We start from the raw sequence: 24,623 nt of genomic DNA on the forward strand, positions 1-24,623 counted from the left end.
GGGCGAGTCGAACGCGAACGCTCCGATGCCTCGGAGCGACCCACCCGATGCCTCAGAACAGCTGCAGAAACTCTTCCGGATCGGCCTCGATCGTGCTCAGCGAACGCTTGAGGTAATCGCCGAAATCCGCGGCGACGTACTCGATCCGATCCGGATCGTGGCTGAAGGAAAGTATCTGCCCCGCGCGACCGCCCGGGGCCGGGGAGTAATCCTGGATCAGCATCAAGGTCGCGCCGGCGAAGTTGGCGAACGGCAGCCAGCCCTCGTGAAACCAGCCCGGACGGATCCGCGCATCGCGCGGCTCCGGGTCTTCGTAGCCCGCGTACTTGCCCGCCCGTCGCCGCATGCTCTCGCGCTGGGCCAAAGCATCGGTCACGGACAGAAACTCATAGCTGGATAAATAGTCGGGCCGGGCGAACAGCCAGATATCCTCGTCCGAACCGTCCATCGCGCCCCACGCCGCGCGCAAGCCCGGATCGAGTGCGAATCCCAGCGTGTTCTCGCCGGCGACGATCTTCGATTCGGCAGCGCCGACTTTCGCCGACCACGCGACATCGTGTTTTGCGTAGATCTTTTCGATTTTTCGAAGGTACTGGGCGAAATCCATGTCGATCGGCTCTGCGCGTGACTGCATCCAGGTTAGCCGGTCACAGCGAAAGCACGAAATCTATTGTGGGAGGGGCTTCAGCCCCGACGCTTTCCGATCAGGTCTGAGTAGCCCACAGGCGAGCGCATCGCAAACTGAGCGAAGAGCGTCGGGGCTCAAGCCCCTCCCACAAGAGCGCTCGCGCATCGAATTCGACAAATACTTGCGCTCAAACCGCCGCGGCTTTCGCCGCGACGATCGCGGTCAACGCGTAATGCCGCATCTCTTCGATCGCATCGACATAGCCGCGGATCGCGGCGAAGAACTCGCGGAATTCCGGGCTGCCGCGGAATCCCTTGAGATGGCCGTCGGCGCTGTCCCACTCGATCCGCAGCAGGTAGCGCTCGGGTTCGTCGACGCAGCGCGAAAGTTCGTAGGCCAAACAATGCGGCGAACCATCCAGTACCAGTGCGGCGCGGGCGTAGTCGCGTTCGAAAGCCTCGGCCGTGCCGGGTGCGAGGGCGTAGCGAATGTATTCGACGATCATGGCGCGCACCGGATGAGGACGCGCGGAATCTAGCAGCCGGATGTCACACCCATCGCGCCGGTGTGTACATCCGCCACTGCGATCACAGGCTTACGATTCAGTGCGCCAGCGCCTCTTGCAACCACGCGCCGCGCTGTTCCGCCGGCGCGCCGAGCAGGCCGGCGCGCAGCTTTTCGCGATCCTGCGGCTGGGTGCGTTGTACCAGCACGGCCAGATCCTTACGTTGCGCGGCGGTGAGTCCGCGCAGAGCGGCGCGCATCGCCGCGTGCTGGGCTTCGGGCAGTTGCGCCAGCAGCGGCTGCAATGCCGGATAGTCGGCACCGAGCGCGGGGCCGAGCAGCCAGCCGCGGCGCTGGCTGCGGTCGATCTCGTCGAATTGCGCACGCAGCGCCTGTTGTTGTTCCGGCGGCAGCGCGGCGTAGCGCGCGGCGGCGGCCTGCACTTGGGCGCGTTCGTCTGGGCTCAGGGCCAGCCAAGCCTGGTAGCGCTCGCGGCGTTCGCCGCGCTGCTGGGCACTGAGTTCGCCCCATTGCGCGGCGCTCTGGCCGAACTCGCGGCGCTGGTCTTCGTTCCAGCCGTCCCAGCGCTGGCCGTTGGCCTTCAGCCGGGCCTGGGCCTCGGGCGGCAGGCGCTGCAGGGTTTCGTTGAGATCCGGCGGCAGGGCCAGGGCCTGCACGGGCAGCCATGCGGCCAGGGCGAGGCTCAGGGCGAGCGCCGCGACACGGCCGCGGCGCGCAGTTGGAGAGAGGCGAGGCGTCATTCGCCCTCCTGGGTGTCGGTTTCAGAACCCTGGGGTTCGCTGCCGGCCGACGGCACGGTCGCGGCAGGCGATTCGGCTTCCATCGGCACCGCCGGGGCCTCGGCCGGGATGGTGCCGGCGTCGCGCGCGGCCAGCCAGTTGCGGAATTCCAGATCGTCGGAGGCGGCCTGGCCCTGCGGGTCGGCCAGCAGGTCGAAATCGCGGTGGGCGATCAGCCCGGATTCGCGGCTGTAGCGGTCGGCCGGGGCCGCCGCCTCGGGCAACGGGCTGACCACCACCCCGTCGGGGCCGTTCAACCAACCGCCGACGATGCCACCGGGCGACCAAAACGTCGCGGCGAAGGCCAGGGCGCAAAGGGCCAGCAGGATCCACAGCACCGGCATCAGCCAGCGCGGACGCGGACGCCGGGCCGCGACTTGACGTGCGGTCGCCGCAGATGCAGTCACCGCCGCGCCCTGCAGCGCGGCCTCGCGCGCCAGCCCGAGCCGGGCCAGGCGCTCGGCCGGCAAGGTTTTGATCCGGCGGTGAACCTGTTCGCGCAGTTGCTGCCAGGCCTGCGGGTCGGCGCGTCCGTCGGCATGCCGCTGCAGCGCGCGCTGCAGCGCCAGCCGGTAGGTCGGCGGGGCCACGCCCAGCACGGCCGCGGCTTCGTTCTCGCCCAGGCCGGCGGCCAGGCGCAGCAACAAGGCCGCGCGCGGGCCGCTGCCGAGTTCGGCCAGGCGGTCGGTGGCTTCCACCGCGATCGCCACCGGCGTGCGATGACGCAAGCCGGGCTGGGTCAACAGCAGCGACCAGAACCGGGCCGGCCACTCGTTGAGTGCCGATTCGGCGGCCACGGTACGGAACCCGGCCATGGCCGAAGCCAGCGCGGCATCGCCCGCGGCGGCATCGCCGGCCTGCAATTCGGCCAGCACCGCGCCGCGCCGTTCGACCCCGCGCAGGAAGGCCGACAAGGCGGCGGGGGCGTTCGATCGGGGAGCGGAAGCGCCCGGGATCCGGGCGGCGGAGGGGGGCGTGGAACTCATCGGAACGGCTTCACCATACGGTGCATCATAGCGATGCGCGCGGCCCACAAAACTGCTTGACAAACCGCTCAGGCGCGTCAGCGCGAAGCAGGACGCGGCTTACGGCCAAATCCGGTTGTGCACAGCAGTAATGGAACCGTCATCCGGCCTCAGTTTGCTGGCTCCACAGGCCTCATTACAGCGATGTTTCACGATCAAAGCCTTGATACACAAGGATTTTAGCCTGTTGGCGATTTTTTCACCAACCTAACCCGAGGGCTTATTTAAACGCTCTCGCGCATCGCTGCCGACCCGCCATGCACAGATTTATCCACAGGCCGTGTGGATAAGGAAAATTTCCTTTCCCGTCCCGTTAGTTGCGTGACTTTCGTCAGATAAACCGAAGCAATGGCCTGCAACTGCCCCGCCTGCCGCCGAACCGCCCCGCTCGCTAGACTGAGTCCATGCCCGACGCCCTTTTCCCCCCGCCGCAGACCGTCTGGCGTGTCGCTTTGCCGCTTCCTCTGCCACGGCTGTTCGACTACCTGCCGCCGGCCGAAGCCGCCGACCACGTCGCGGTCGATCCGGTCGGCGCGCGCGTGCGGGTGCCGTTCGGCTCGCGCGAACTGGTCGGCATCGTCGCCGAGCGCGGAGCGCCCGAGCCCGATGCCGACCCGGCCGCGCTCAAAAGCGTCATCGCCCGGCTCGACCCCGCTCCGCTGCTCGAAGGCGAGCTGCTCAACTCATTACGCTGGCTGGCCCGCTACACCCACGCCCCGCTCGGCGAGGTGCTGGCGACCGCCCTGCCCGGGCCGTTGCGCCATGGCGAGCCGTTGCCCGACACCCACGCCTGGGCCTGGCGCCTGAGCGAGGCCGGAGCGACCGCGCGCGAGGGCCTGCGCGCCGGCAAGCCGCGACGGCTGGCCGACCTGCTGCACCAACACGGCGCCCTGGACGAAGACCGCCTGGATGATCTGCTGGAAGACTGGCGCAGCGCCGCCCGCGCCCTGGCCAAGCGCGAACAGGCCGAACGCATCGCGGTCCCGGCCGGCCAGCACGCGCCCGCGCCGCGGCCCGGGCCGGCGCTCAACGACGAGCAGCAGGCCGCGGTCGACGCGGTGCTGGCCGCACGCGGCTTCACCGGCTTCCTGCTCGACGGCGTCACCGGCAGCGGCAAGACCGAGGTCTACCTGCACGCGATCGCCGACTGCCTGGCGCGCGGCAAGCAGGCGCTGGTGCTGGTGCCCGAGATCGGCCTGACCCCGCAGACCCTGGCGCGCTTCCGCGCCCGCCTGGGCGTGCCGGTACACGCGCTGCACTCGGGCCTGAGCGACGGCGAACGCGCGCGCACCTGGGCCGCGTTCGCGCGCGGCGAAGCGCGGGTCGCGGTCGGCACCCGCTCGGCGGTGTTCCTGCCGTTGCGCGAGCCGGGCCTGATCGTGATCGACGAAGAACACGACGGCAGCTTCAAGCAGCTCGACGGCATCCGTTACCACGCCCGCGATTTCGCCCTGATCCGGGCCAAGGCGCTGGACGTGCCGGTGCTGCTGGGCAGCGCTACGCCGTCGCTGGAGTCGCTGCGCAACGCCCACGCCGGCCGCTACGGCCATCTGCAGCTCAAGCGCCGCGCCGGCCAGGCGCAGCCGCCGCGGGTGCGCGTGCTCGATGTGCGCAAGCGTCCGCTGCAGGCCGGGCTGTCGCCGGAACTGATCGAACGCATCCACGGCGAACTGCGCGCCGGCGGCCAGGTGCTGGTGTTCAAGAACCGGCGCGGCTACGCCCCGGTGCTGCTGTGTCACGACTGCGGCTGGACCGCGCACTGCCCGCGTTGCAGCACCCCGCTCAAGGGCACGCCGATGACCGTGCACGGCGGCGGTCGGCGTCTGCAATGCCACCATTGCGGCACCCGCCGTCCGGCACCCGATGCTTGCCCGGATTGCGGCGGTCTGGCGCTGCAATCGCAAGGCGCCGGCACCGAGCGGATCGAGGAATCGCTGGCCGCGCGCTTTCCCGACTTCCCGGTACTGCGCATCGACCGGGGCAGCACGCAGAAACGCGACGCGCTGGAAAACCTGCTCAAGGAATTCGGCACCAAACCCGGCGTACTGGTCGGCACGCAGATGCTCGCCAAGGGCCACGATCTGCCGAACCTGACCCTGGTCGCGGTGGTCGGCATCGACGAAGGCTTGTTCAGCGCCGACTTCCGCGCGCGCGAAAAACTCGCGCAGTTGTTGATCCAGGTCGCCGGCCGCGCCGGCCGCGCCGACAAGCTTGGCGAAGTGATGCTGCAGACCCACCACCCCGATCACGAGTTGTTGCACACGCTGCTGTCCGGCGGTTATCCGTCCTTCGCCGAAGTCGAACTGGCGCAGCGCGAAGCCGCCGGCTTTCCGCCGTATGCGCACATGGCGCTGATCCGCGCCGAAGCGCAACAGGTCGAGGCGGCCAATGCGTTTCTGGCGCTGGCGCGGCGCGAGTTCCAGGACGCCGCCGCGCAACGCGCGCGCCATGGCGGCGATGCGCGCGGCACGTTGGAGGTCAACGGCCCGGTGCCAGCGCCGATGCCGCGACGCGCCGGGTATCTGCGCGCGCAGCTGATCCTGTCGGCGCCGGATCGGCGCGAACTGCACGCCGCCCTGGACGCCGCGCTGCCGGCGATCTACGCCGCGCCGGAAGCGCGCAAGGTGCGCTGGTCGCTGGATGTGGATCCGGCGGATTTGTATTGAATTGCGCGGTTGCTTCGCAGTTGCGTCGTTTTTGGGTTTCGCGGTCGCGGCTTGCGCTGCTCCTACCGGGGTAATCCGATTCTCGCTGCAGGAGCGGCGCAAGCCGCGATCGCGAAACCCCATCTACGACGCAACCGAGGCCAAGCCACAAAACCATCCGCCCCCACCACGCAACTACGCCTTCGGCTTGACCTTGGGCTTGTTCGCAACCGGCGCAGCCGCGGGCTTCGCCGCCGCGACCGCCGGCGCGGCTTGCGCCGCCGGCTTGGCGCCGCCGCCCTTGGCTTTGTCGCGAATCCACACGATCTGATTGTCGCGGCGCGATTCGAACAAGCCGATCGCATCGATCAGATCGCTGAGCTTGCGGTAGCCGTAATTGCGCGAATCGAACGAGGCCTGATTGGCGATCTGGTGTCCGACCGCACCCAAGTGCGCCCAGCCGTCGTCGCCGGCGACCGCTTCGACCGCGCGCCGCAGCATCCGCACCAGGCGAGTATCGCTGCGCATCTCCTTGGCGCTGCGCGGCGGCGTGGTCGCGGCCTCATCGGCCGGCGCGTCTTCGCTGGGCAGCTGGCCCAGGCCTTCGACGTAGGTGAACTTGGAACAGGCGTTGACGAAAGGCTCAGGCGTCTTCTTCTCGCCGAAGCCGTACACCTTGACCCCGTCGGTCAGCAGCCGCATCACCAGCGGGGTGAAATCGGCGTCGCTGGACACGATCGCGAAACCGTCCAGATTGCGCGCGTACAACAGGTCCATGGCGTCGATCACCATCGCCATGTCCGAGGCGTTCTTGCCCTTGCTGTAGGCGAATTGCTGGATCGGCCGGATCGCGTACTCGTGCAGCACCGCCTCCCAGCTTTTCAGCCCCGGGCTTTTCCAGTTGCCGTAGGCGCGGCGCACGTTGGCCACGCCGAACCGCGCCACTTCGGCCAGGATCACTTCGATCTTCGCCGCCGGCGCGTTGTCGGCGTCGATCAGCAGCGCGATGCGCTTTTCTTCCGCGGCCATCCGGGCGCCCTCCCTGCGGCCGCCCGGACGCGGGCCGGCCTTGTCGCGGCCAGCCTAGCGCAACCGCCGCCGCGACGTGCAGCAGAAGATAGGCCCGCTTCATGACGCGCTAACCCGCATCGGCGAGAATGGCCCGGAATCCAACGACGATACGAACGACTCCCCCATGAGCAATCAACTCGAACAACTGCGCGAACTGTCCGCCGTGGTCGCCGACACCGGCGACATCGAAGCCATCGCCCGCTTCCGCCCGCTCGACGCGACCACCAATCCCTCGCTGCTGCTCAAGGCCGCCGGCCTGCCGGCCTATGCGCCGCTGATCGACGCGGCCATCGCCGGCGCCCAAGGCGGCGATGCTGCCGCTCGCGTCGGCGACGCCGGCCTGCGCCTGGCGGTGGCCATCGGCGGCGAGATCCTCAAGCTGATCCCCGGCCGCGTGTCCACCGAAGTCGATGCGCGATTGAGCTTCGACACTCAGGCCACCCTGGCCCAGGCGCACCGCATCGTCGAGCTCTACGATCAGGCCGGCATCGGCCGCGACCGTTTGCTGATCAAGGTCGCCTCGACCTGGGAAGGCATCCGCGCGGCCGAGCAGCTCGAGCGCGAAGGCATCCACTGCAATCTGACCCTGCTGTTCTCCTTCGCTCAGGCCGTGGCCTGCGCGCAGGCCGGCGTGTACCTGATCTCGCCCTTCGTCGGCCGCATCCTCGACTGGCACCTGGCCAACGGCATGGCCAAGCCGGCGACGCCGCAGGACGATCCGGGCGTGCAGTCGGTCACCCGCATCTGGCAGTACTACAAGCGCCACGACTACGGCACGGTGGTGATGGGCGCGAGCTTCCGCAACACCGGGCAGGTGCTGGCGCTGGCCGGCTGCGACCGCCTGACGATTTCGCCCGAGTTGCTCGGCGAACTCGAAGCGGCGCAAGACGCGGTGCCTCGCGCGCTCAACGACGACGGCCAGCGCGCGGCGGCCGGCGACAAGCTCTCCGAATCGGCGTTCCGCTGGCAGCACAACGAGGACGCGATGGCCACCGACAAGCTCGCCGACGGCATCCGCCGCTTCGCCGCCGATCAGCGCAAGCTGGAAGACCAGCTCGCCCAGCGTCTGCGCGGTTGAGGGCGCCGGCCATGAACGATTCGGGCAAACACGTCGTCGTCGTGGGCGGCGGTTTCGGCGGATTGTGGGCGACGCGCGCGCTGGCCTCGGCTGACGTGCGCATCACCCTGATCGACCGCCGCAATCATCATCTGTTTCAGCCGCTGCTGTATCAGGTCGCCACCGCCGGCCTGTCGGCGCCGGACATCGCCGCGCCGCTGCGTCACATCCTGCGCAATCAGAAAAATGTCGAAGTGCGCCTGGGCGAAGTGATCGGCATCGATGCGGCCGCGCGCACCGTCGCCCTCACCGACGGCGACGTCGTCGGCTACGACTACCTGCTGCTCGCCAGCGGCGCCACCCATGCCTATTTCGGCCACGATGAGTGGGCCGACGACGCACCGGGATTGAAGACGCTCGACGACGCGCTGCACATCCGCCGTCGCGTGCTGATGGCGTTCGAGCGCGCCGAGGCCGCGGACACCGACGCCGAACGCGACGCCTGGCTGCATTTCGCCGTGGTCGGCGGCGGCCCGACCGGGGTCGAGTTGGCCGGCACGCTCGCCGAGATCGCACACAAGACCTTGCGCCGCGAATTCCGCCGCATCGACCCGGCGCAGGCGCGCGTGCGCCTGATCGAAGCCGGGCCGCGGGTGCTCGCGAGCTTTCCCGAATCGCTGTCGGACAAAGCGCGCGCGCAGTTGCAACGGCTCGGCGTGGAAGTGGTCACTGGCACGCCGGTCGCCGGCATCGACGCCCAGGGCTACACCCTGGGCGCGGAGTTCGTCCGCGCGCGCACCGTGCTGTGGGCCGCAGGCGTCGCCGCGTCCAAGCTCGGCGCCTTGCTCGAAGCGCCGCGCGATCGCGCCGGACGGGTGCTGGTGGAACCCGACCTCAGCGTGCCCGGACACCCGGAGATCTTCGTCGCCGGCGATCTGGCCAGCGTCCGACAAGCCAACGGCCAACCGGTGCCCGGCGTCGCTCCCGGCGCCAAGCAGATGGGCAGCTACGTCGCGCGCGCGATCCACGCGCGGCTGAGCGGACGCACCTTGCCGCCGTTCCGCTACGTCGACTACGGCAATCTGGCGACCATCGGCCGCCGCGCCGCGGTGGTGGACCTGCGCGGATTCAAATTCTCAGGCTTTGCGGCCTGGGCGTTCTGGCTGGCCGCGCACGTGTTCTTCCTGATCGGCTTCCGCAACCGCTTGATCTTGATGCTCAACTGGTCGTGGGCTTACTTCACCTATCAACGGCATGCGCGGATCATTTTCGGCGGCAAGGAGAGTCCCGGATCGTCCGGCTGATGAGTGCCTGCACGGGCTCGGTCCGGGTTCTGAAATGGCGGCTGACCTGGCGTCGCCGCCGTCATTGCCAGCCGCCGACTTGTTCGTAGAATGCGCGCAACCCGCCCTGCGGCATTCCCGCGGTGGCTCACCGCATACCTGCCGACAGGTCGCACGGATACGGTCGCGTTCGCGCGCATCCGAACCCGACCGCCGCCGCCCTTCGACATAAGGAAACCGTCGTGCTGACTCCCGAGCAGAAGCAACAGTTCGATGACCAGGGGTACCTCGTCATCGATCCGCAGATCGATACGGCGGTGATCGACGGCGTCGTCGAGCGGATCGGCAACGGCTTGCTGCTGGGCGACGGTCCGGATCAGCAGCGCATCGCTGATGCTTGGCGTCGCGACGCCGGCGCCAGGCAGATCGCCAAGGCACCGGCCGTGCTGGCCATCCTCGAAGAGCTCTATGGCCGCAAGCCGCTGCCGTTCCAGACCTTGAACTTCCGCGTAGGCACCCAGCAGAAAGAGCACTCCGACACCGTGCATTTCAACGCCGCTCCAGCCGGCTACATGTGCGGCGTGTGGGTGGCATTGGAAGACATCGACGAGAACAACGGCGCGGTGATCTATTACCCCGGCAGCCACAAACTGCGCGAGTGGAACATGGCCGACGTGTTCGCCGAACCCGATCTGGGCGCGCGCCGTCCCAAGCCGTTGTACCCGCCGCTCTCTCCCAAGGCGTTGCGCCACAGATTGAAAGGGCTGGGGCCGCTGCTCGACACAACGGCGGAATACACCTTGTACGAGGAATTCATCCAGCGCCAGCTGCCCAAGATGGGCATCCCGCCGGCGCTCGCCACGATCCGCAAGGGCCAGGCCTTCGTATGGGCCGCCAACCTGCTGCACGGCGGTTCGCGCCGCAACGACCTGAGCCGCACTCGCCACAGTCAGGTCAGCCACTACTATTTCGAAGGCTGCAAATACCATCGGCCGCTGTTGAACAGCGACGGCAAGACCCGCTACTTCAAACCCGATTGGGTGGTTTGAGCGCGGCTCGGCGCGCTTGCGAGCGAGCGGCAAGACGAAGGGCGCCTCGCGGCGCCCTTCGTTTTTACCGCATCGGCCGATATCGCCTCACCATCGCTCAGGTCCAACCATCCCAGTAATAGGCGGTGGCTTGCACGTTCCTGGTCGCGCCGGTGTCCAGGTCGGTGATGGTCACCCCTAGCGTGGCTTCGCCGTCGCCGCGGGTTTCGGTGCTGATCGATTTCGAACAGTAATGCTGGTTGCCGCAGCCCGCGGGCACGGTGTTGTTTTCCAGATCGCGCCACGCGTAGGAGTAACGGCCCGGAGCCAGCCCGGTCAGTTCGAAGTAGGCCACGCTCGGGTTGTTCGCCGTGCCCGGGGTCCAGATCGAGGTGCACGAGTGCGCCTGGGGCGTGTCGAAGGCGAAGGTGTCGACGTAGCAGGTCAGCACCGCGTTGCTCATGTCGCCGGCGCGCGCCGGCTGGCTGTGCGACAGCGCCAACACCGACAGCAAGGCACCCAGCGCGTACAGTTTGTTCGCTTGCATAAACCCTCCATTGGTTTGCGATTGCGGACCGACCGTCCGGACGGCTCCGCGGGCCATGGCCCGTGGCGGAGTCTATGCAGGGGCGCGCGCGAAGATTGAGACGTGGTGCGGGATCGGTCGCACGCACGCCGGTCTCGGCGGCCCTGGTAACCGCCGCCTCGCCGCATGCCGATGCCGGCGAGGGCGGAACCGGCCGACCTACAGGTCCAGTACCCAGTCGTTGTAACCCGGGAAGTAAGTGGGATGGGCATCCATGTAGGCGTCCACCTCGTCCATATGCTCCTTCTCGCGCTTGAAGTCCGCTTCGCGTTTGTCCGGATCCAGGAACTCCACGTACGTCGCGGCGCCGCGATCTTTCTCCCACTTGCTCTTGAAGTCGGCGAATTCCTCGCGATGGAAGTCGAAGATGCTGCGATCGCCCGGCGCCTGCCGACCGCCCCAATCGGCGCCGCGCAGTTCGCGCAGGTTCTTGATGTAGTCGCGTGCATTACCGAAGCTGTTGAGGGTGGTGACCGCGTAGTCGTACTTGAGATTCCAGTCGCCCTGAGTCACGCCGTCTTCTGCGAGTTTGGAGAACCACTCGTACTGTTCCTTGGCTTCCTTCTTGTCCTTGGCGTTGTTGACGAACACCGAGACCAGTTCGGACACCACGCTCAGGGCGATGCCGATCGGCCCCAGACCGCGGGTGATGGCGCCGACCGCGCGTTCGGCGACGGCGCCGGCGGCGTTGCCGCCCACGGCGGAGATGAACTTGCTGGCGCCTTTCATCACGTCCGGCGCCAGATCGAGCGCGCCCGACACCACGCCGAGTACGGCCTCGGCCTTTTCGGCCGGCGAGCCGTCGCCGGACAACGCGGAAGCCGCGCCCATGCCGCCGGTCACCACGCCGAGCACGCCGCCGGCCTTGCCGTTGTAGTCGGACAACACCGCCAACGTGGACTTGGAGATGCGCGACAGATTGCCTTGCGCCGGCTCGCCCGCGGCATTGCCCAGACCTTCGGCGATCTTGTCGGCGTTGGCGATATCGGTCGGTGGAATCTCGGTCTTGGCCACGTTGTCGCCGATCGCCGATACGGCCTGGTTGCCGTAGCGGGTCTCCACGCCCATGTTGTCCTTGATCTGCTTGTCTACCCCCAACAAGTCCAGGGCCGAACCGTCGATGCCCTTGAGGTGGGTCAGCAGCTTGGCGGTATCGGGCAGCGAGCCGATCATGCCCATCAAGCCGCCGGCGACGGCGAGTTTTTCCTCGGGCGTTTCGCCGAAGCCGTCGTTGACCAGACTGCGCACGGTCGAGGCGATGCCGATCGCGCCGGTGATCGCAGGCAGCACGCCGTTGGACGACAGGCCATCGACCAGGCCACGGATGGTTTCCTTCTTGTCGCTGGAGAAGTCGACGTTGGCGAAGGCCTTGTCGATGTCTTCCGGCGCGTAGCCGTCCTGGCGCAGTTGCGCGGACACTTTGGCGAAATCGCTCTTGGCCTCGTCGCCGCCGTTCTTCAGAAAATCCTCGATGCCGTTCTTCACGTCGAGCGGCAGCTGGGCTTTTTCCATGCCGTTGGTGATCGCCCCCAGGCCGGCCTCGACCGCGTCCACTTCGGCTTCGGGCTTGATCGACTCGGGATCGCCGAACGCCGAATCGACGTCGCGCGCCAGCGCGTTGACGGCGAAGGTCTGCCCGGCCTTCTTGGCCCGCTCCGGATCGAGCAAGGCCAGTTGCGAAACGGCGTCTTCCACGTCGGCCTGCGCGCGCGGTTTGTCGTGGGCCGGAAGTTTGCTGGCTTCGACCACGTAGTCCGCGCTCTCGACGACCTTGGCCAGTTTGTCGGCCATCTCGTTGCGCTGGTCCTGCGGTATCTTGTCGATGGCGGCCTTCAGACTCTTCTGGTAGAGCGCGGAGACCTGCTCGTCGCGCATGACCTGGTCGAGCTCTTGGTTGATGGCTCCTTCGTCGAGCATCTCCTTCATGTCCGCCGGTTCGAGCTTGAGCAGATTCTCCGTCTCGGTCTTGGTGCGCCCGCCCACGTTGATGTGGCGGTTCTCGTACACCGGATGGATGAACTTTCCGCTAGTCACCGCGCTGCGCGCTTCGATCATGCGCAGGAACTCGGCTTGCGGGCTGCCTTCGTAAAGATCGTCCTTGTCTTTGATCTCGTCGATCATCAGCTTCATCGCCGCGTCGCCGACTTTCAGCTTGTGGCCGTCGACTTCTTCGGTAGTCTCCAGCGAGAACAGGTCGGTCTCGGCGGTGGGATCCAGGCCGGCGCGGTCGCGCGCGTTGTCGATGGTCTGCTGACCCAGGTCCAGGTACTTGCGCTCGGCCTGGGCATAGACGTCCGGCGTGTTGTTCTGGTTGACCGCATATTTTTCGCCCGCGTTGGTTTCGAACCGCAGCCAACCGTCCTCGTACTCGCCCGGGTAGGAAACGTTCTTGATGTCCTTGTAGACGAACGTGTCGTCGGCGCCGACTTGCTTGAAACCATCACTGAGCACATCGGAGGGCGCATCGACGGGAGCCGCAGGATCGCCGCCGCCGTCGCCACCCGCAGACGGCTTGTACTCCTTCTCGGTGTCGATGAACTCGGCAGCTTTGTCCTTAGGGATATTGTTGTCGGCGTAGCCGCGAGCGACACCGTCGAGCACTCGCTGGCGATCGTCGGCGCTGATGCGGCCCTTGTCGACCAGACCGTTCAGGCGATCGCCTTGCAGCCACGAGTTCAGGGCGCCTTTGTCCTTCTCCATGACCACGCCGATGAAACGGCCGCGATCGGCGTCGCTCAGCGTGGGCAGGAACTCGCTGGCCAACGACTCCAGCCGACGGTCGTAATCGTCCTTCTTGCCCGACTTCTCGCCGACGTTGTGGAGATCCTTCGCCAGCTCCTCCAGCTCGGCCTTGCTCGGCGAAACATAGTGGGGATCGTTTTCGGGCGACGGAGAGCTTTTTTGCGCGATGGCGACAGGCTGAACGGACATGGCTTCCTCGCACGATGTGCGGAGCGTGTTTTCGCTCGCGATCGTGCCGAGATTGGTCCGCTGATGGACACCGGTGAACTGGGGGCGACCCGAGGTTGGCGGCACATGAATGGCACGGGCTTCCGGTTTCCGGTTTCCGGTTTCCGGTGCGATTCGTGACGCGGTTCCGCGTTGCAGCTGCGCAATCGGACCAGCCCGGCTCGCCGAGGTGGATCGGCGACAAGCGACCGTTCGATGAACGCAGACGACGGCTTTGCGCGCGCGAAACCGAAGGCGCCTTCTGGCGCCTTCGGCGTTCGCGATGCAACTACGGATCAGGTATGGCCGTCCCAGTAGTACGCGGTGGCCTGCGCGTTCTGGGTCGCGCCGGTGTCCAGATCGGTGACGGTCACCCCGAGCGTGGCTTCGCCATCGCCGCGGGTTTCGGTCTTGATCGATTTCTGGCAGTAGTTCTGATTGCCGCAACCGGCCGGGACGCGATTGGTTTCCAGATCGCGCCAGGCGAAGGAATAGCGGCCCGGGCCGAGGCCGGTGACTTCGAAATGAGCGGTAGTCGGGTTGGTCGCCGAATTGGGCGTCCAGATCGAAGTGCAGCTACCGGCCTCGGGAACGTCGAGCGCATAGGTGTCGACGAAGCAGGTCACCACCGCGTTGCTCATGTCGTCGGCGCGCGCCGGCTGAGTGTGCGCCAACGCCAATACCGCCAACAACACGACCGGCGCGTACAGTTTGTTCGCTTGCATAAACCCTCCGTTGACTTGCGATTGCGGGCCGGCCGGAGCAACGCCCGCAAAACGCGGACGTCGTCCCGATGAGGCATCCAGACTCCGGTCAGGCCGTACGGCCCGATCGGGGAGCGAGGCAGAGTTCGCTCAAGTCAGTACTCGCAATCGCTTGCGTCAACGGCTCATGCGTGCGGGCTCATGCGCGCGCGATCGCGCACAGGAAGCAACCGTAGCGTGCGTTGTGCGCATGGATCCGGCTCACCCGCGCATCGGCGAACAGTTCGGCCAGGGCCGCCTCGGCCTGGTCGCCGTCCAAGGCGCGGGCCGCGAGCATCCAACCCTCGCCGTCGTAGGCGCGCAGCGACAGATGCCGGGTACGCAGCACCGGCGGCAATTCGTCCTGGTAGCGCGCGGCACGCGCGGCCTGTTCGCGCACGAAGATCGGGCCGCTCGCGCGATACGGGCCGTCGCAGGCGTGATGCTCGTAGGTCAACAGCACCAGGGTTTCGCCGGGTTCGGCGTCGCACAGCGAGACCCGACAGGGATAACCGTTGGGACTGTCGGCGACGACCCGGCGCATACCGTGCGCGCGCAGTTGGTGGTCGTCGAGCGCGAACAGCGGCGCGAAGGTATCCGGCGCCAGGCCGTCGATTCGGTAGGAGGTCATTGCAGGCTCGCAGGTTTTCGGAAGGACAGGCCCCAGGCTAGGCCGCGCCCTGCCCGCGCGATATCCGCTGCTTGCGGCTCGTGCCGGCATCGATGGGTGCCGGCATCGATTGCGGCGTACAACGAAAACGGCCCGGTTTCCCGGGCCGTTGGGTGCATCGCGTTGTACGCAGCTTCGTTAGGCCGCGAACAGGCCGCGCATCTTCTTCAGCGCATTGGCCTCGATCTGGCGGATGCGCTCGGCGCTGACGCCGTATTCGTCGGCCAGTTCCTGCAGCGTGATCTTGCTGTCGGCATCGAGCCAGCGCCGCTTGATGATGTCGCGCGAACGCGCATCCAGACCGGCCATGCCTTCGCGCAGCAGGGCGAGCTGATTGTCTTCCTCGTCCTCGCGTTCGTAGCTCTGCGAGGGATCTTCCTCGGCGGCGCGCAGATACGCGGCGGGCGACGGCGGGGCGTGGTCGTCGTCCTCGTCGGCCGGCGCATCGAAACCGATGTCGCGGCCGGACAGGCGCGATTCCATCTCCATCACTTCGCGCTCGGAGACGTTGAGGTCCTTCGCGACCTGGCTCACTTCCTCGGCATTCATCCAACCCAGACGCTTCTTGCTCTTGCGCAGGTTGAAGAACAGCTTGCGCTGCGCCTTGGTCGTGGCGACCTTGACGATGCGCCAGTTCTTGAGGATGAACTCGTGCATCTCGGCGCGAATCCAGTGCACCGCGAAGGACACCAGGCGCACGCCCTGATCCGGGTCGAAGCGCTTGACCGCCTTCATCAGGCCGATGTTGCCTTCCTGGATAAGGTCGCCGATCTGCAGGCCGTAGCCGTTGTAGCCGCGGGCCACATGGACCACGAAGCGCAGATGGGAGTGGACGAGTTCGCGCGCCGCGTCGAGGTCTTCACCTTCGCGGAAGCGGCGCGCCAGCGCCTGCTCGTCTTCAGCGGTGAGCACCGGGATCTGGTGCACGGCGCCGATGTAGGCGTCCAGCGAACCGAGCGCGCTGGGCACAGGCAGGTTATTGGCGACTAGAGCAGAGGATTGGGCGATAGAGGTCATGGCAGCGATCTTAGCAGTCGGCCTATAGGACTGCTAAAGGTTGGGGAAGTTCCGCAGTGTTGCGGCAGTAGAACGAGTTGCGGGCCGAAATACGGCCTTCGTTCAGGTCGGCGCGAGCGCGGGCGGTGCGGCGCCTGAGCCTCGCTCATGCGCGGGGCAGATCATTATAAATCAGTTACTTAGGTTCGAGTTCAAGCGGGAGGGTACCGCGTCTCGACCGGGTTCAGCTTGCCGGCCACATCAACGCGTCGCCAGCTGGCCGTTGCCTCACCCCAGTTGTGGATCGGACTGCCCGGATCCGGCAAATGCCTGGCCCACAATCGACAAATCCGCTCATGCCGCAACGATGATTTAACAGAATCAGCAAGATAGCGCAGTCCATCACAAAATTTTAATGCATTTAGGCACATTGCCCGGTTGCCAAGCCGGCGCCTGCTGGGCGTACTGGGTATGCCAGCCGCCTCGGGCCGGCGTATCGATGGGGAACAACATGACCACCACCTTCAAGGGGAAGGCGCCGCGGCGCCGGCCCTTGCTGATCGCTATCGCCGTGGCGATGGCGACGCCCGCTTTGGCCACCTCCGCCTGGGCTCAGGGCGCGCAGACCACCCCCACCACCGGGCAAGCCGCCGCCGCTCCGGCCGAACGCTCGACGACCGAACTGGAAGGCATCCAGGTCACCGCCTCGCGCATCCCGCGCACCGGTTTCGACACCCTGGAACCGGCCACGGTGGTCGGCGGCGAGCAAGTGCGCGAACGCGGCTTCACCAACATCGCCGACGCGCTCAACCAGACCGTCGGCTTCGGCATCGCGCAGACGCCCGAGGGCGGCCAGGCCAACTTCGCCGCCGGCGTCAACTTCGTCAATCGCTTCGGCCTGGGCAGCAATCGCACCCTGACCTTGATCAACGGCCGCCGCGTGGTCACTTCGCGCGCGCTCAGCAACTTCGGCGCCTCGGCCGGCGCGCAGGTCGATCTCAATTCGATTCCGGTGCAAATGATCGACCGGGTCGAGAACGTCGCCATCGGCGGCGCGCCGACCTACGGCTCGGACGCGATCGCCGGCGTGGTCAACGTGATCCTCAAGGACCGCTTCCAGGGCGCCGAGGTCAACTTCAACTACGGCATCAGCGATCAGAGCGATAACCAGAAGCTGGGCTACAGCTTCGTCGCCGGCTCCGACTTCGCCGACGGCCGCGGCAATGTGATGGTCAGCGGCTCCTACGACGACAGCGAGGGCCTGGTGCGTTCGGACCGCACCGATTTCGCCCGCGCCTATGCGTACCCGGCCAATCCCAACGCCGCGCAGATGGCGACCAATCAGCCCGGCCGCAACCCGGCCACCGATGGCCGCGTCGACCCGGGCATCCCCTTCGACACCGGTACGACCGACGGCATTCCGGGCACGGTGCTGATCCGCAACGCGCGCACCTTCACCAACACCTTCGGCGGCCTGCTCCTACAGGCGAGCGGCGCGGTGACCCTGCCCGGCGGCGCGTTGCGCGGCTTCGGTCCGAACCAGCGCACCTATCTGCAGTTCGCGCCCAACGGCGACATCGTGCCCTACGACCCGGGCGTAAATTTCGGCACCGCCACCGCATCCGGCGGCCAGGGGCTCAATACCGCCGATATCACCCCGCTGCTGACCAGCCTCAAGCGCGAATCGGCCAACCTGATCGCGCACTACGACGTCGCCGACAACGTGCGCCTGTTCGTCGAAGGCATGCACTACCACTCCGAGGCCGATCCGCCTGTCGATATCGCCAGCACCGGCAACACCACCGCCGGCACGCGTCTCAACAGCGCGCTGCTGGTGTCGTCCTCGCATCCGCTGCTCAATGCGCAGGCGCGCCAGCAGCTGTCGGCGCTGCGCATCGACAATTTCCGCCTGGCTCGCACCTCGGCCGATCTGGGCCTCACGCCGGATCGGGTGGAAAGCGACATCGACCGCATCGTGGTCGGCGCGCGCGGCGATTTCGCCCTGGGCGCGCGTTCGTTCGACTGGGAAGTCTCGGCCAACTACGGCCGCATGCAGGCGACGGTCTCCTCGACCTCGCTCAACCAGCAGAACTTCATCAACGCGATCAACGTCAGCAACGTCGGCGGCCGGCTGGTGTGCGATCCGACGGCTCGTAACGCGGTGTACCTGGCTTCGGCCGGCGCCAACTCCGCGCCGGTAGCCGATCCCAACTGCGTGCCGCTGGATCTGTTCGGCCAGGGCCGGCCGTCGCAGGAAGCGATCAACTACGTCACCGACATCGCCAGGACCGAGTTCGAACAGAAGCAGAAGGTGTTCAGCGCCTTCATCAACGGCAACATCGCCGATCTGTGGAGCGGCCCGCTCAACGTCGCGCTGGGCTACGAGCACCGCACCGAAGAAGGCGGCTTCACCCCGAACGACTTCACCCGCCGCGGGCTGGGACGTGCGGTGCCGATTCCGCCGCTCAACGGCAAGTTCCACACCAACGAGTACTACGCCGAAGCCTTGCTGCCGCTGGTGTCGGAAGAAGCCGATATTCCCGGCCTGCACCGGCTCGACGTCACCGGCAAGTTCCGCCGGGTCGAAAACAGCGTGAACGGCGGCTTCAACGCCTACACCTACGGCCTGCAGTGGGAGCCGATCGCCGGCCTGTTGTTCCGCGGCAACAAAACCCGTTCGCTGCGCGCGCCGGTGATCACCGAGTTGTTCCTGCCGCAAGTGGAATTGTTCCAGGCCACCTCCGATCCCTGCGACCGCCGCAATGTCACCGGCGGCCCGAATCCGGCGGTGCGCGCGCGCAACTGCGCCGCGCTCTATCAACAGTACGGCTTGAATTCGGTCGACTTCCAGCAGAACAACGCCAACGCGCGCGGCGCGCGTCAGGGCGAACCTAATCTGGAAAACGAATCGGCCGACTCGTGGACCGCGGGCATCGTCTGGCAGCCGGACTTCATCCGCGGCCTGCGCATGGCGGTGGATTACAACGAGGTCAAGCTCAAGGATCAGATCTTCGCCCAGAGCATCAACGACGTGCTGTCGGCGTGCTACGACAACCCCGACTTCAACGCCGGCAACGTCAACACCGCCAACTACTACTGCCAGCAGGTGCGGCGCAATCCCGACGGCCAGTTCGACATCGTCGCCGTGCGTTACCGCAACGGCGATTTCATCCACTTCCAGGGCATTACCGGCGAGTTGAGCTATCGCTGGGACGTCGGCGATTGGGGCAAGGTCGATTTCACCGCCAATGCCTTGATCGTCAAGCGCTTCGAAAGCTCGACCACCGGCGTGTCGGTGGACGACGACGTCGGCGAGATCGGCATGGCCGAGCGGCAGTACCAGTTCGGCGTGGACTACCAGAAGGGCGCGGCTGGGCTGAACCTGCAGGCGCGCTATCTGAGCTCGTCGGTGTTCGATAACGAGAACACCGTGGAGACCCGCGACATCCTGCGCGTGCCGTCGTACTGGTTGTTCAGCGCCGGCGCCAACTACCGCTTCGGCGACAACGTGGTGGTGCGCTTCAACGTGCAGAACCTGCTCGACAAGGATCCGCCGCTGGGCACCACGCCGAGCGAGGTGAGCATCGGCACTTACGACATTCTGGGGCGGCGTTATGGTCTGAGTGTGACGTACAAGTTCCACTGAGTGCCCTTACCCAACCCCTCTCCCGCGCGGGAGAGGGGTTGGTGAGCTGGGTATCCCGACGAATTCCACGAAACATTTTTTTGCCGCGCGCATGGGACCAAGCTTGGTCCGCGGATGGCGTCGATTCCATTTCGAAAGTCGATCGCCATGACCTCGGGTCGCGTCGATGCGCTCAGCCCTCGTCCATGCCTCGCCGTCCGCGGGTAACGATGGCTTGCACGCCCGCTCGTTACAGCTTCGGTCCCTTCGGCGTCGGATCGTCCTGCGTCTGCGCGGGTGGTTGTTGCGCCACGCTCTGCGCTTGTGTTTGCTGTTGGGCCAGCGTGTCGCGAACCTGCTGCGAGGCTTGCGTCAGGCTCGTGGCGCTGTCCTGAGCGGCGGGCAGGAGGGCCAGTTTCGCTGTCGGATTGCCCAGTTCGCCCTGACCGGCGATCAGGCCGCTGCGGTCGTTGTTGAAGACGACGAAATCGATTCGATCCAGCCGCTCGTTCTGGCCGCCCTGCGGCCGCTGCGCGCCTGCGAGACTGGCGTAAGCCAGATTGGCGGCGGCTTGCTGCAGGCGTTCGTCCGGGAATGTGCCGGGCGGGATGTTCGGCGAACGCTCGATCGCGTCCATCGCTTGCTGGAAGCGTTCGTGGCCGGGGTGATTGCGGTCGGTGATGTCGGCCGCGCCCGGAGGCGAAGAGGCCGGCGCCTGCGGCCCGGGTTGAGCCGGTTGCGTTGGTGCGCCCTGCTCGGGCGCCGGCGCACCGGGTTGCTGCGTCTGCACGCGCGCCGCCGGGCCGATGTTGAACTCGGCAAAACTGCCTTCACTGACAAGCCGATTGAGGTTGACCGTGATCTCCGGGTTGTCTGCGTTCCAGTCCAGGCCGATGTTTTGATTGCCTTCTTGTGCGAGCCGGTTGTCTCCATAGGGATTACGCAGAGTGATCTGGGCCTCGTTGGTTCGCGGATCGCGTGACACGCCCACCACCATATAGGCGTGGCTTTCTTCAAGGCCATCGTGAACATCTCTGCCCTGCGTCGCCATCGACACTGGACGATTAGCTGCCAGCGCCTGCTCCACCTCGCCATAGACTGCATTTAGCTCCAATCTGGCAGCGTGCAATGGCGCCTGGTACGGCGGCGGCTCGGGACGTCGCACATGGTCAGGACCGGTCGGCCGCATCGGCGGCGCGTTGGGATCGAGGATTCGCAAATTGCGGCCTGATTCACCGGTCAAGGCATACATGCCGTCGGCCAGACCACCACCACCCGCGGAATCACCGACCGAGCGATAACCTTGGCTCAGATTGATTTGTCCTTGCGCATCGCGGCCATACAGCTCGGCGAACCCGGCTTCGATCACGGTCGGCCACAGAGGGCCATTACGCTCGCGATTGTTGTCAGCCGTGCCACCACCCCTCTCGCGGAAGTTCCGACGAATATCCTCTTGCGACACGACGATTGATTCTCGGACCGGGTCGGCCTGCCCCTGCCCACGCTCCTGCGTGCTCGGCGGGCGGTACAGCGTTACCGTGAACTCGCCGGTCTCGGCATTGAAGCCGATGGCATCGCGGATGCGATCAGGCTGCCGCTCGCCGAGCGCGCCCATCGGCGCCAGAAAATAGCAGTTATAAATAAGATCCTGGTCGATATCCGAAGCACGCGGACGGTTGTTCGCCCCATACAAATCCGCCGCTGTGTATTGCCGGTCCTTTGCCATACCGATCTCCTAACCGAGCTGTTTTCATCAATTTTTCGCAGAGGGCACGAGCTCAAAATATCCGATTAAAGTGCGCTCGCTCGTATCGGGCAGAAAATCATTAGTCCACACAAAAGCGACATAACGCGGCGCGCTATTGCCGAATGACCACAGAAAGATCCTATAGCCATCATCTCCATACCAGCCATCGACCTTCATCGAACCGCCCAAGTTCTGCGTAACGTGTTGCCGCGCCCTGGAGCCGATCGCAGCGCCGTTGGTTTCCCCGGGCGCAGTCAGGACGAAACGTTGATCGACTACCTGATACTCATGCTTCAGATACTCCTCGACCCATTGCACCATCGCCGATTTTGCGCGCGGCTGTTCGTGCGCGGGCGACAACCTTTGCAGCGGCTCAGGCGTCGCCCACTCTTGCATATCTTTGAGCACGCTGTTCCTCGGCTCGACGGTTTTGCAACTCATCAGTGCGCAGCACATCAAGACAAGCAAGGCCGCGAGCAAGCGAAATTTCATGGCGAATCTCCTTTTGCCTAATGCCGTCAGTGTAGACCGGGCCTGTCATGGCTGCCCATGCCTATTTATGGTGCCGTTCTGGCTCCTGCATCATCGCAGGCCGCTGCAGGCCACTCATCGGATCGTCACGGGCCGAATGGCCGTGATCTTCACTGCGAGGTTCCTCACCAGCTGGTCGATATCGAACGCGCCCGGCCGGCCGTCTACCCCATACAAATCCGCCGCCGTGTATTGCCGCTCCGTTGCCATGTTGATTCTTCCCTGGGTCGTTTACGTCAATGTTTCGCAGAGGGCACGAGTTCAAAATAACCGACTAAAGTGCGCTCACGCGTACCGGGAAGGAAATTATTGGCCCACACAAAAGCGACATAACGCGGCGAGCTATCGCCAAATGCCCACAGAAAAATCCTGTAATCAACATCGCCAAACCAGCCATCAGTCTGCATCGCACCACCCAAGTTCTGCGTAACGTAGTGATGCGCCTTGGAGCCGATAGCCGCCCCGTCGGTGGACCCGGGCGGGGTCAAGACGAAACGTTGGTCGATCACCCGATATTCGTGCTTTAGATACTGCTCGACCCACTTCACCATCGCCGCTTTGGCACGCCGCTGTTCGTGCGCGGGCGACACGCTGTCGTACGGCTCAGGCGTCGCCGCCTCTTGCAAGTCTCTGAGCGTGCTGTTCGCTGGCTCGATGGTTTTGCAACTGATCAACGCGCAGCACACCAGGACCAGCAAGGCCGCGAGAGAGCGGAATTTCATGGCGAGTCTCCTTCTGCCGAATGCAGTCAGTGTAGACCGGGCCTGTCATGGCTGCCCATGCCTACTTATGGTGCCGTTCTGGGCACTGCATCATCGCAGGCCGCTGCAGGCCAATCATCGGATCGTCGCGGGTCGGATGGCCGTGACCTTCACTGCGCTGCTCCTCGCCGGCTGGTCGATATCGAACGCGCCCTGTCGGCCGTTAACGCCATACAATCCGCCGCGGTGTATTGCCGCTTCGTCGCCATGTTGATTTCTTGCCTGGGCCGTTTTCGTCAATGTCTCGCATAGGGCACGAGTTCAAAATAACCGACTAAAGTGCGCTCACGCGTACTGGGAAGGAAATTATTGGCCCACACAAAAGCGACATAACGCGGTGAGCTATCGCCAAATGTCCACAGAAAAATTCTGTATTTGTCATCGTCATACCAGCCATTGATCTTCAACGTACCGTTCAAGTTCTGCGTAACGTGTTGAAGCGCCTTGGAGCCGATCGCCGCTCCTGCGGTGAACCCAGGCTCGGTCAAGACGAAACGTTGACCGATCACCCGATATTCGTGCTGAAGATACTGCTCGACCCACCGCACCATTCCCGCTTTTGCGCGCACCTGTTCGTGCGCAGGTGACACACGGTCTCGCGGCTCGGGCGTTGCCCACTCCTGTAAGTCTTTGAGCGTGCGATTCGTTGGCTCGACGGTTTTGCAACTTGTCAGTGCACAGCACACCAGGACAAGCAAGGCCGCTAAGGAAGGTCTGAACAACGCGCCCTGAGTGCGCAGATGCCGTGCGAATTGCATCCAACACGTTGCGGTTATCGCTTCAGGTGCTGCTTGCGGCGCCTTGCGGCGGAATCTCCCGCCTCACAAACACACTCATCCTGGGTTCGGTAACAATTGCTTTCGCTTCATCCACAGATTCGACAACGCGAACAGCGTCAGCACCTGCGCCACGTTCTTCGCCAAGCCGCGATAGCGCACCTGGGTGTAGCCGAACTGGCGCTTGATGACCCGGAACGGATGCTCCACTTTCGCCCGCAAGCTGGCCTTCGTGTGCTCCCAGCGCAACGCCCATTTCAACTCGCGCCGGCCCTTGATCTTACGCAGCGTCGAAGGCTTCTCGGCAATCAGGTAGCGCGCCTTGCACTTGCGCATATCCTCTCGTTTCTCCACACCCGTGTAGCCACTGTCCCCGCACACCGTATCCTCTCGGCCGTGCAGCAGCTTGTGCACCTGGGTGATGTCCGCCACATTGGCGGCCGTGCATTCCACGTGATGCACCAGGCCGGACTCATCGTCCACGCCAATATGCGCCTTCATTCCGAAGTGCCACTGGTTGCCCTTCTTGGTTTGATGCATCTGCCGATCACGCTCGCCATCGGCGTTCTTGGTCGAACTGGGCGCACCGATGATCGTGGCATCGACGATCGTGCCGCCGCGTAGGCTCTGGCCCCTGCGAGCCAAATGCGCGTTGACTCGCTCGAACAATGGCCGCGCCAAATCGTTCCGCTCCAGCAAGCGGCGGAAGTTGAGGATCGTCGTCTCATCGGGCACCTCGTCCAGACCGCCCAGCTGAGCGAAGCGGCGCATCGACACTGTGTCGTACAACGCTTCTTCCATCGCCGGGTCGCTCAGCGCATACCACTGTTGCAAAAAGTGCACGCGCAGCATCGTATCCAGACGATACGGCTGCCGGCCTGGTTGGCCCTGCTTTGGGTAGTGCGGCGCGATCAATCCCAACAGATCCTGCCACGGCACCACCTGCTCCATCTCGGCCAGGAAGAGCTCCCGCCGCGTCCGCTTGCGCTTGCCGTTGTACTCCGCATCTCCGAAGGAAAGCTGCATGGCTTTAACTCGTTTGGGTCTCTCGCTGATTTTCGCAGATTAGGGCGAGTTGTTCAGATGGTATGGGCGCCTCCGCCTAGTCTTCGGTGGCGCGAGAGGGTCGCCTGCAAGGCGGTCCCTCCGGCCACGGCATCGATGTGCCAATGTGGCTATGTGATTCGCCACCAACCGG

At 65.5% G+C, this 24,623-nt stretch carries 20 protein-coding genes; 5 read left to right on the top strand and 15 right to left on the bottom strand.

Going from position 1 to position 24,623, the window contains the following annotated elements:
* Positions 1-52 precede the first annotated feature (52 nt).
* The 4 genes from ACTOWJ_RS27205 to ACTOWJ_RS27220 form a co-directional block, all read right to left on the bottom strand.
* The gene (locus ACTOWJ_RS27205) at positions 53-634 is read right to left on the bottom strand and encodes an SMI1/KNR4 family protein (protein ID WP_441337763.1); all 582 of its coding nucleotides are present in this window, start codon (positions 632-634) and stop codon (positions 53-55) included.
* 181 nt (positions 635-815) lie between these two features.
* Positions 816-1,133, bottom strand: a complete 318-nt coding sequence (locus tag ACTOWJ_RS27210) for an antibiotic biosynthesis monooxygenase family protein (RefSeq protein ID WP_441337764.1) — start codon at positions 1,131-1,133, stop codon at positions 816-818.
* 97 nt (positions 1,134-1,230) lie between these two features.
* Positions 1,231-1,893: a DUF3106 domain-containing protein gene (locus ACTOWJ_RS27215; RefSeq protein ID WP_441337765.1), complete on the bottom strand. Its 663-nt coding sequence runs from the start codon at positions 1,891-1,893 to the stop codon at positions 1,231-1,233.
* Complete coding sequence (locus ACTOWJ_RS27220) at positions 1,890-2,918, bottom strand: hypothetical protein (RefSeq protein ID WP_441337766.1); 1,029 nt, start codon at positions 2,916-2,918, stop codon at positions 1,890-1,892. The genes ACTOWJ_RS27215 and ACTOWJ_RS27220 overlap by 4 nt, the downstream gene beginning before the upstream one ends.
* Positions 2,919-3,361: 443 nt before the next feature.
* Between ACTOWJ_RS27220 and ACTOWJ_RS27225 the strand changes: the two genes are divergently transcribed.
* Complete coding sequence (locus ACTOWJ_RS27225) at positions 3,362-5,623, top strand: primosomal protein N' (protein ID WP_441337767.1); 2,262 nt, start codon at positions 3,362-3,364, stop codon at positions 5,621-5,623.
* Between the two features lie 174 nt (positions 5,624-5,797).
* On the opposite strand, the gene ACTOWJ_RS27230 is transcribed toward ACTOWJ_RS27225, so the two are convergent.
* On the bottom strand, positions 5,798-6,631 hold the full coding sequence (locus ACTOWJ_RS27230) for an NYN domain-containing protein (RefSeq protein WP_441337768.1): 834 nt from the start codon (positions 6,629-6,631) through the stop codon (positions 5,798-5,800).
* Between the two features lie 166 nt (positions 6,632-6,797).
* On the opposite strand from ACTOWJ_RS27230, the gene tal reads away from it, so the two are divergent.
* The 3 genes from tal to ACTOWJ_RS27245 all read left to right on the top strand — a co-directional run bounded on the left by tal (position 6,798) and on the right by ACTOWJ_RS27245 (position 10,062).
* Complete coding sequence (gene tal, locus ACTOWJ_RS27235) at positions 6,798-7,751, top strand: transaldolase (protein ID WP_441337769.1); 954 nt, start codon at positions 6,798-6,800, stop codon at positions 7,749-7,751.
* 11 nt (positions 7,752-7,762) lie between these two features.
* Positions 7,763-9,034 (top strand): NAD(P)/FAD-dependent oxidoreductase, encoded by a 1,272-nt coding sequence (locus tag ACTOWJ_RS27240; RefSeq protein WP_441337770.1) that lies wholly within the window; start codon positions 7,763-7,765, stop codon positions 9,032-9,034.
* Positions 9,035-9,255: 221 nt separating this feature from the next.
* Entirely contained in the window at positions 9,256-10,062 is an 807-nt protein-coding gene (locus ACTOWJ_RS27245) for a phytanoyl-CoA dioxygenase family protein (RefSeq protein WP_441337771.1), read from the top strand.
* 97 nt (positions 10,063-10,159) lie between these two features.
* Here the strand turns inward: ACTOWJ_RS27245 and ACTOWJ_RS27250 are convergent, their stop codons facing one another.
* From ACTOWJ_RS27250 to rpoH, 5 genes are all read right to left on the bottom strand, one after another.
* Positions 10,160-10,588, bottom strand: coding sequence for a hypothetical protein (locus ACTOWJ_RS27250; RefSeq protein WP_441337772.1), 429 nt, complete (start codon positions 10,586-10,588; stop codon positions 10,160-10,162).
* A gap of 198 nt (positions 10,589-10,786) precedes the next feature.
* The gene (locus ACTOWJ_RS27255) at positions 10,787-13,558 is read right to left on the bottom strand and encodes a hypothetical protein (RefSeq protein WP_441337773.1); all 2,772 of its coding nucleotides are present in this window, start codon (positions 13,556-13,558) and stop codon (positions 10,787-10,789) included.
* A gap of 314 nt (positions 13,559-13,872) precedes the next feature.
* Entirely contained in the window at positions 13,873-14,301 is a 429-nt protein-coding gene (locus ACTOWJ_RS27260; RefSeq protein WP_441337774.1) for a hypothetical protein, read from the bottom strand.
* A gap of 178 nt (positions 14,302-14,479) precedes the next feature.
* Positions 14,480-14,950, bottom strand: a complete 471-nt coding sequence (locus ACTOWJ_RS27265; protein ID WP_441337775.1) for a DUF1203 domain-containing protein — start codon at positions 14,948-14,950, stop codon at positions 14,480-14,482.
* A 177-nt stretch (positions 14,951-15,127) separates the two neighbouring features.
* Positions 15,128-16,006: an RNA polymerase sigma factor RpoH gene (gene rpoH, locus ACTOWJ_RS27270; RefSeq protein WP_441337776.1), complete on the bottom strand. Its 879-nt coding sequence runs from the start codon at positions 16,004-16,006 to the stop codon at positions 15,128-15,130.
* Positions 16,007-16,496: 490 nt separating this feature from the next.
* Here rpoH and ACTOWJ_RS27275 point away from each other — a divergent pair, with 490 nt between their 5' ends.
* Positions 16,497-19,631 (top strand): TonB-dependent receptor domain-containing protein, encoded by a 3,135-nt coding sequence (locus ACTOWJ_RS27275; protein ID WP_441337777.1) that lies wholly within the window; start codon positions 16,497-16,499, stop codon positions 19,629-19,631.
* Positions 19,632-19,860: 229 nt separating this feature from the next.
* On the opposite strand, the gene ACTOWJ_RS27280 is transcribed toward ACTOWJ_RS27275, so the two are convergent.
* The 5 genes from ACTOWJ_RS27280 to ACTOWJ_RS27300 all read right to left on the bottom strand — a co-directional run bounded on the left by ACTOWJ_RS27280 (position 19,861) and on the right by ACTOWJ_RS27300 (position 24,451).
* Entirely contained in the window at positions 19,861-21,336 is a 1,476-nt protein-coding gene (locus ACTOWJ_RS27280; protein ID WP_441337778.1) for an XVIPCD domain-containing protein, read from the bottom strand.
* A 27-nt stretch (positions 21,337-21,363) separates the two neighbouring features.
* Complete coding sequence (locus ACTOWJ_RS27285) at positions 21,364-21,849, bottom strand: hypothetical protein (protein ID WP_441337779.1); 486 nt, start codon at positions 21,847-21,849, stop codon at positions 21,364-21,366.
* A gap of 275 nt (positions 21,850-22,124) precedes the next feature.
* Entirely contained in the window at positions 22,125-22,610 is a 486-nt protein-coding gene (locus ACTOWJ_RS27290) for a hypothetical protein (RefSeq protein WP_441337780.1), read from the bottom strand.
* A 275-nt stretch (positions 22,611-22,885) separates the two neighbouring features.
* Positions 22,886-23,407: a hypothetical protein gene (locus ACTOWJ_RS27295; RefSeq protein WP_441337781.1), complete on the bottom strand. Its 522-nt coding sequence runs from the start codon at positions 23,405-23,407 to the stop codon at positions 22,886-22,888.
* Between the two features lie 75 nt (positions 23,408-23,482).
* Complete coding sequence (locus ACTOWJ_RS27300) at positions 23,483-24,451, bottom strand: IS5 family transposase (RefSeq protein WP_441337782.1); 969 nt, start codon at positions 24,449-24,451, stop codon at positions 23,483-23,485.
* Between the last annotated feature and the right edge of the window lie 172 nt (positions 24,452-24,623).

It is taken from the genome of Lysobacter sp. CA199, from assembly GCF_052078715.1.
Taxonomy (GTDB): domain Bacteria; phylum Pseudomonadota; class Gammaproteobacteria; order Xanthomonadales; family Xanthomonadaceae; genus Lysobacter.

Excerpts from the sequence above, each read along its gene's own strand:
- tal (WP_441337769.1), top strand. The coding sequence starts at position 6,798 with ATGAGCAATCAACTCGAACAACTGCGCGAACTGTCCGCCGTGGTCGCC.
- ACTOWJ_RS27205 (WP_441337763.1), bottom strand. The coding sequence starts at position 634 with ATGCAGTCACGCGCAGAGCCGATCGACATGGATTTCGCCCAGTACCTT.
- ACTOWJ_RS27275 (WP_441337777.1), top strand. The coding sequence starts at position 16,497 with ATGACCACCACCTTCAAGGGGAAGGCGCCGCGGCGCCGGCCCTTGCTG.
- ACTOWJ_RS27290 (WP_441337780.1), bottom strand. The coding sequence starts at position 22,610 with ATGAAATTCCGCTCTCTCGCGGCCTTGCTGGTCCTGGTGTGCTGCGCG.
- ACTOWJ_RS27240 (WP_441337770.1), top strand. The coding sequence starts at position 7,763 with ATGAACGATTCGGGCAAACACGTCGTCGTCGTGGGCGGCGGTTTCGGC.
- ACTOWJ_RS27215 (WP_441337765.1), bottom strand. The coding sequence starts at position 1,893 with ATGACGCCTCGCCTCTCTCCAACTGCGCGCCGCGGCCGTGTCGCGGCG.
- ACTOWJ_RS27220 (WP_441337766.1), bottom strand. The coding sequence starts at position 2,918 with ATGAGTTCCACGCCCCCCTCCGCCGCCCGGATCCCGGGCGCTTCCGCT.
- ACTOWJ_RS27285 (WP_441337779.1), bottom strand. The coding sequence starts at position 21,849 with ATGAAATTTCGCTTGCTCGCGGCCTTGCTTGTCTTGATGTGCTGCGCA.
- ACTOWJ_RS27225 (WP_441337767.1), top strand. The coding sequence starts at position 3,362 with ATGCCCGACGCCCTTTTCCCCCCGCCGCAGACCGTCTGGCGTGTCGCT.
- ACTOWJ_RS27260 (WP_441337774.1), bottom strand. The coding sequence starts at position 14,301 with ATGCAAGCGAACAAACTGTACGCGCCGGTCGTGTTGTTGGCGGTATTG.
- ACTOWJ_RS27255 (WP_441337773.1), bottom strand. The coding sequence starts at position 13,558 with ATGTCCGTTCAGCCTGTCGCCATCGCGCAAAAAAGCTCTCCGTCGCCC.
- ACTOWJ_RS27250 (WP_441337772.1), bottom strand. The coding sequence starts at position 10,588 with ATGCAAGCGAACAAACTGTACGCGCTGGGTGCCTTGCTGTCGGTGTTG.
- ACTOWJ_RS27230 (WP_441337768.1), bottom strand. The coding sequence starts at position 6,631 with ATGGCCGCGGAAGAAAAGCGCATCGCGCTGCTGATCGACGCCGACAAC.
- rpoH (WP_441337776.1), bottom strand. The coding sequence starts at position 16,006 with ATGACCTCTATCGCCCAATCCTCTGCTCTAGTCGCCAATAACCTGCCT.
- ACTOWJ_RS27265 (WP_441337775.1), bottom strand. The coding sequence starts at position 14,950 with ATGACCTCCTACCGAATCGACGGCCTGGCGCCGGATACCTTCGCGCCG.
- ACTOWJ_RS27280 (WP_441337778.1), bottom strand. The coding sequence starts at position 21,336 with ATGGCAAAGGACCGGCAATACACAGCGGCGGATTTGTATGGGGCGAAC.
- ACTOWJ_RS27295 (WP_441337781.1), bottom strand. The coding sequence starts at position 23,407 with ATGCAATTCGCACGGCATCTGCGCACTCAGGGCGCGTTGTTCAGACCT.
- ACTOWJ_RS27210 (WP_441337764.1), bottom strand. The coding sequence starts at position 1,133 with ATGATCGTCGAATACATTCGCTACGCCCTCGCACCCGGCACGGCCGAG.
- ACTOWJ_RS27300 (WP_441337782.1), bottom strand. The coding sequence starts at position 24,451 with ATGCAGCTTTCCTTCGGAGATGCGGAGTACAACGGCAAGCGCAAGCGG.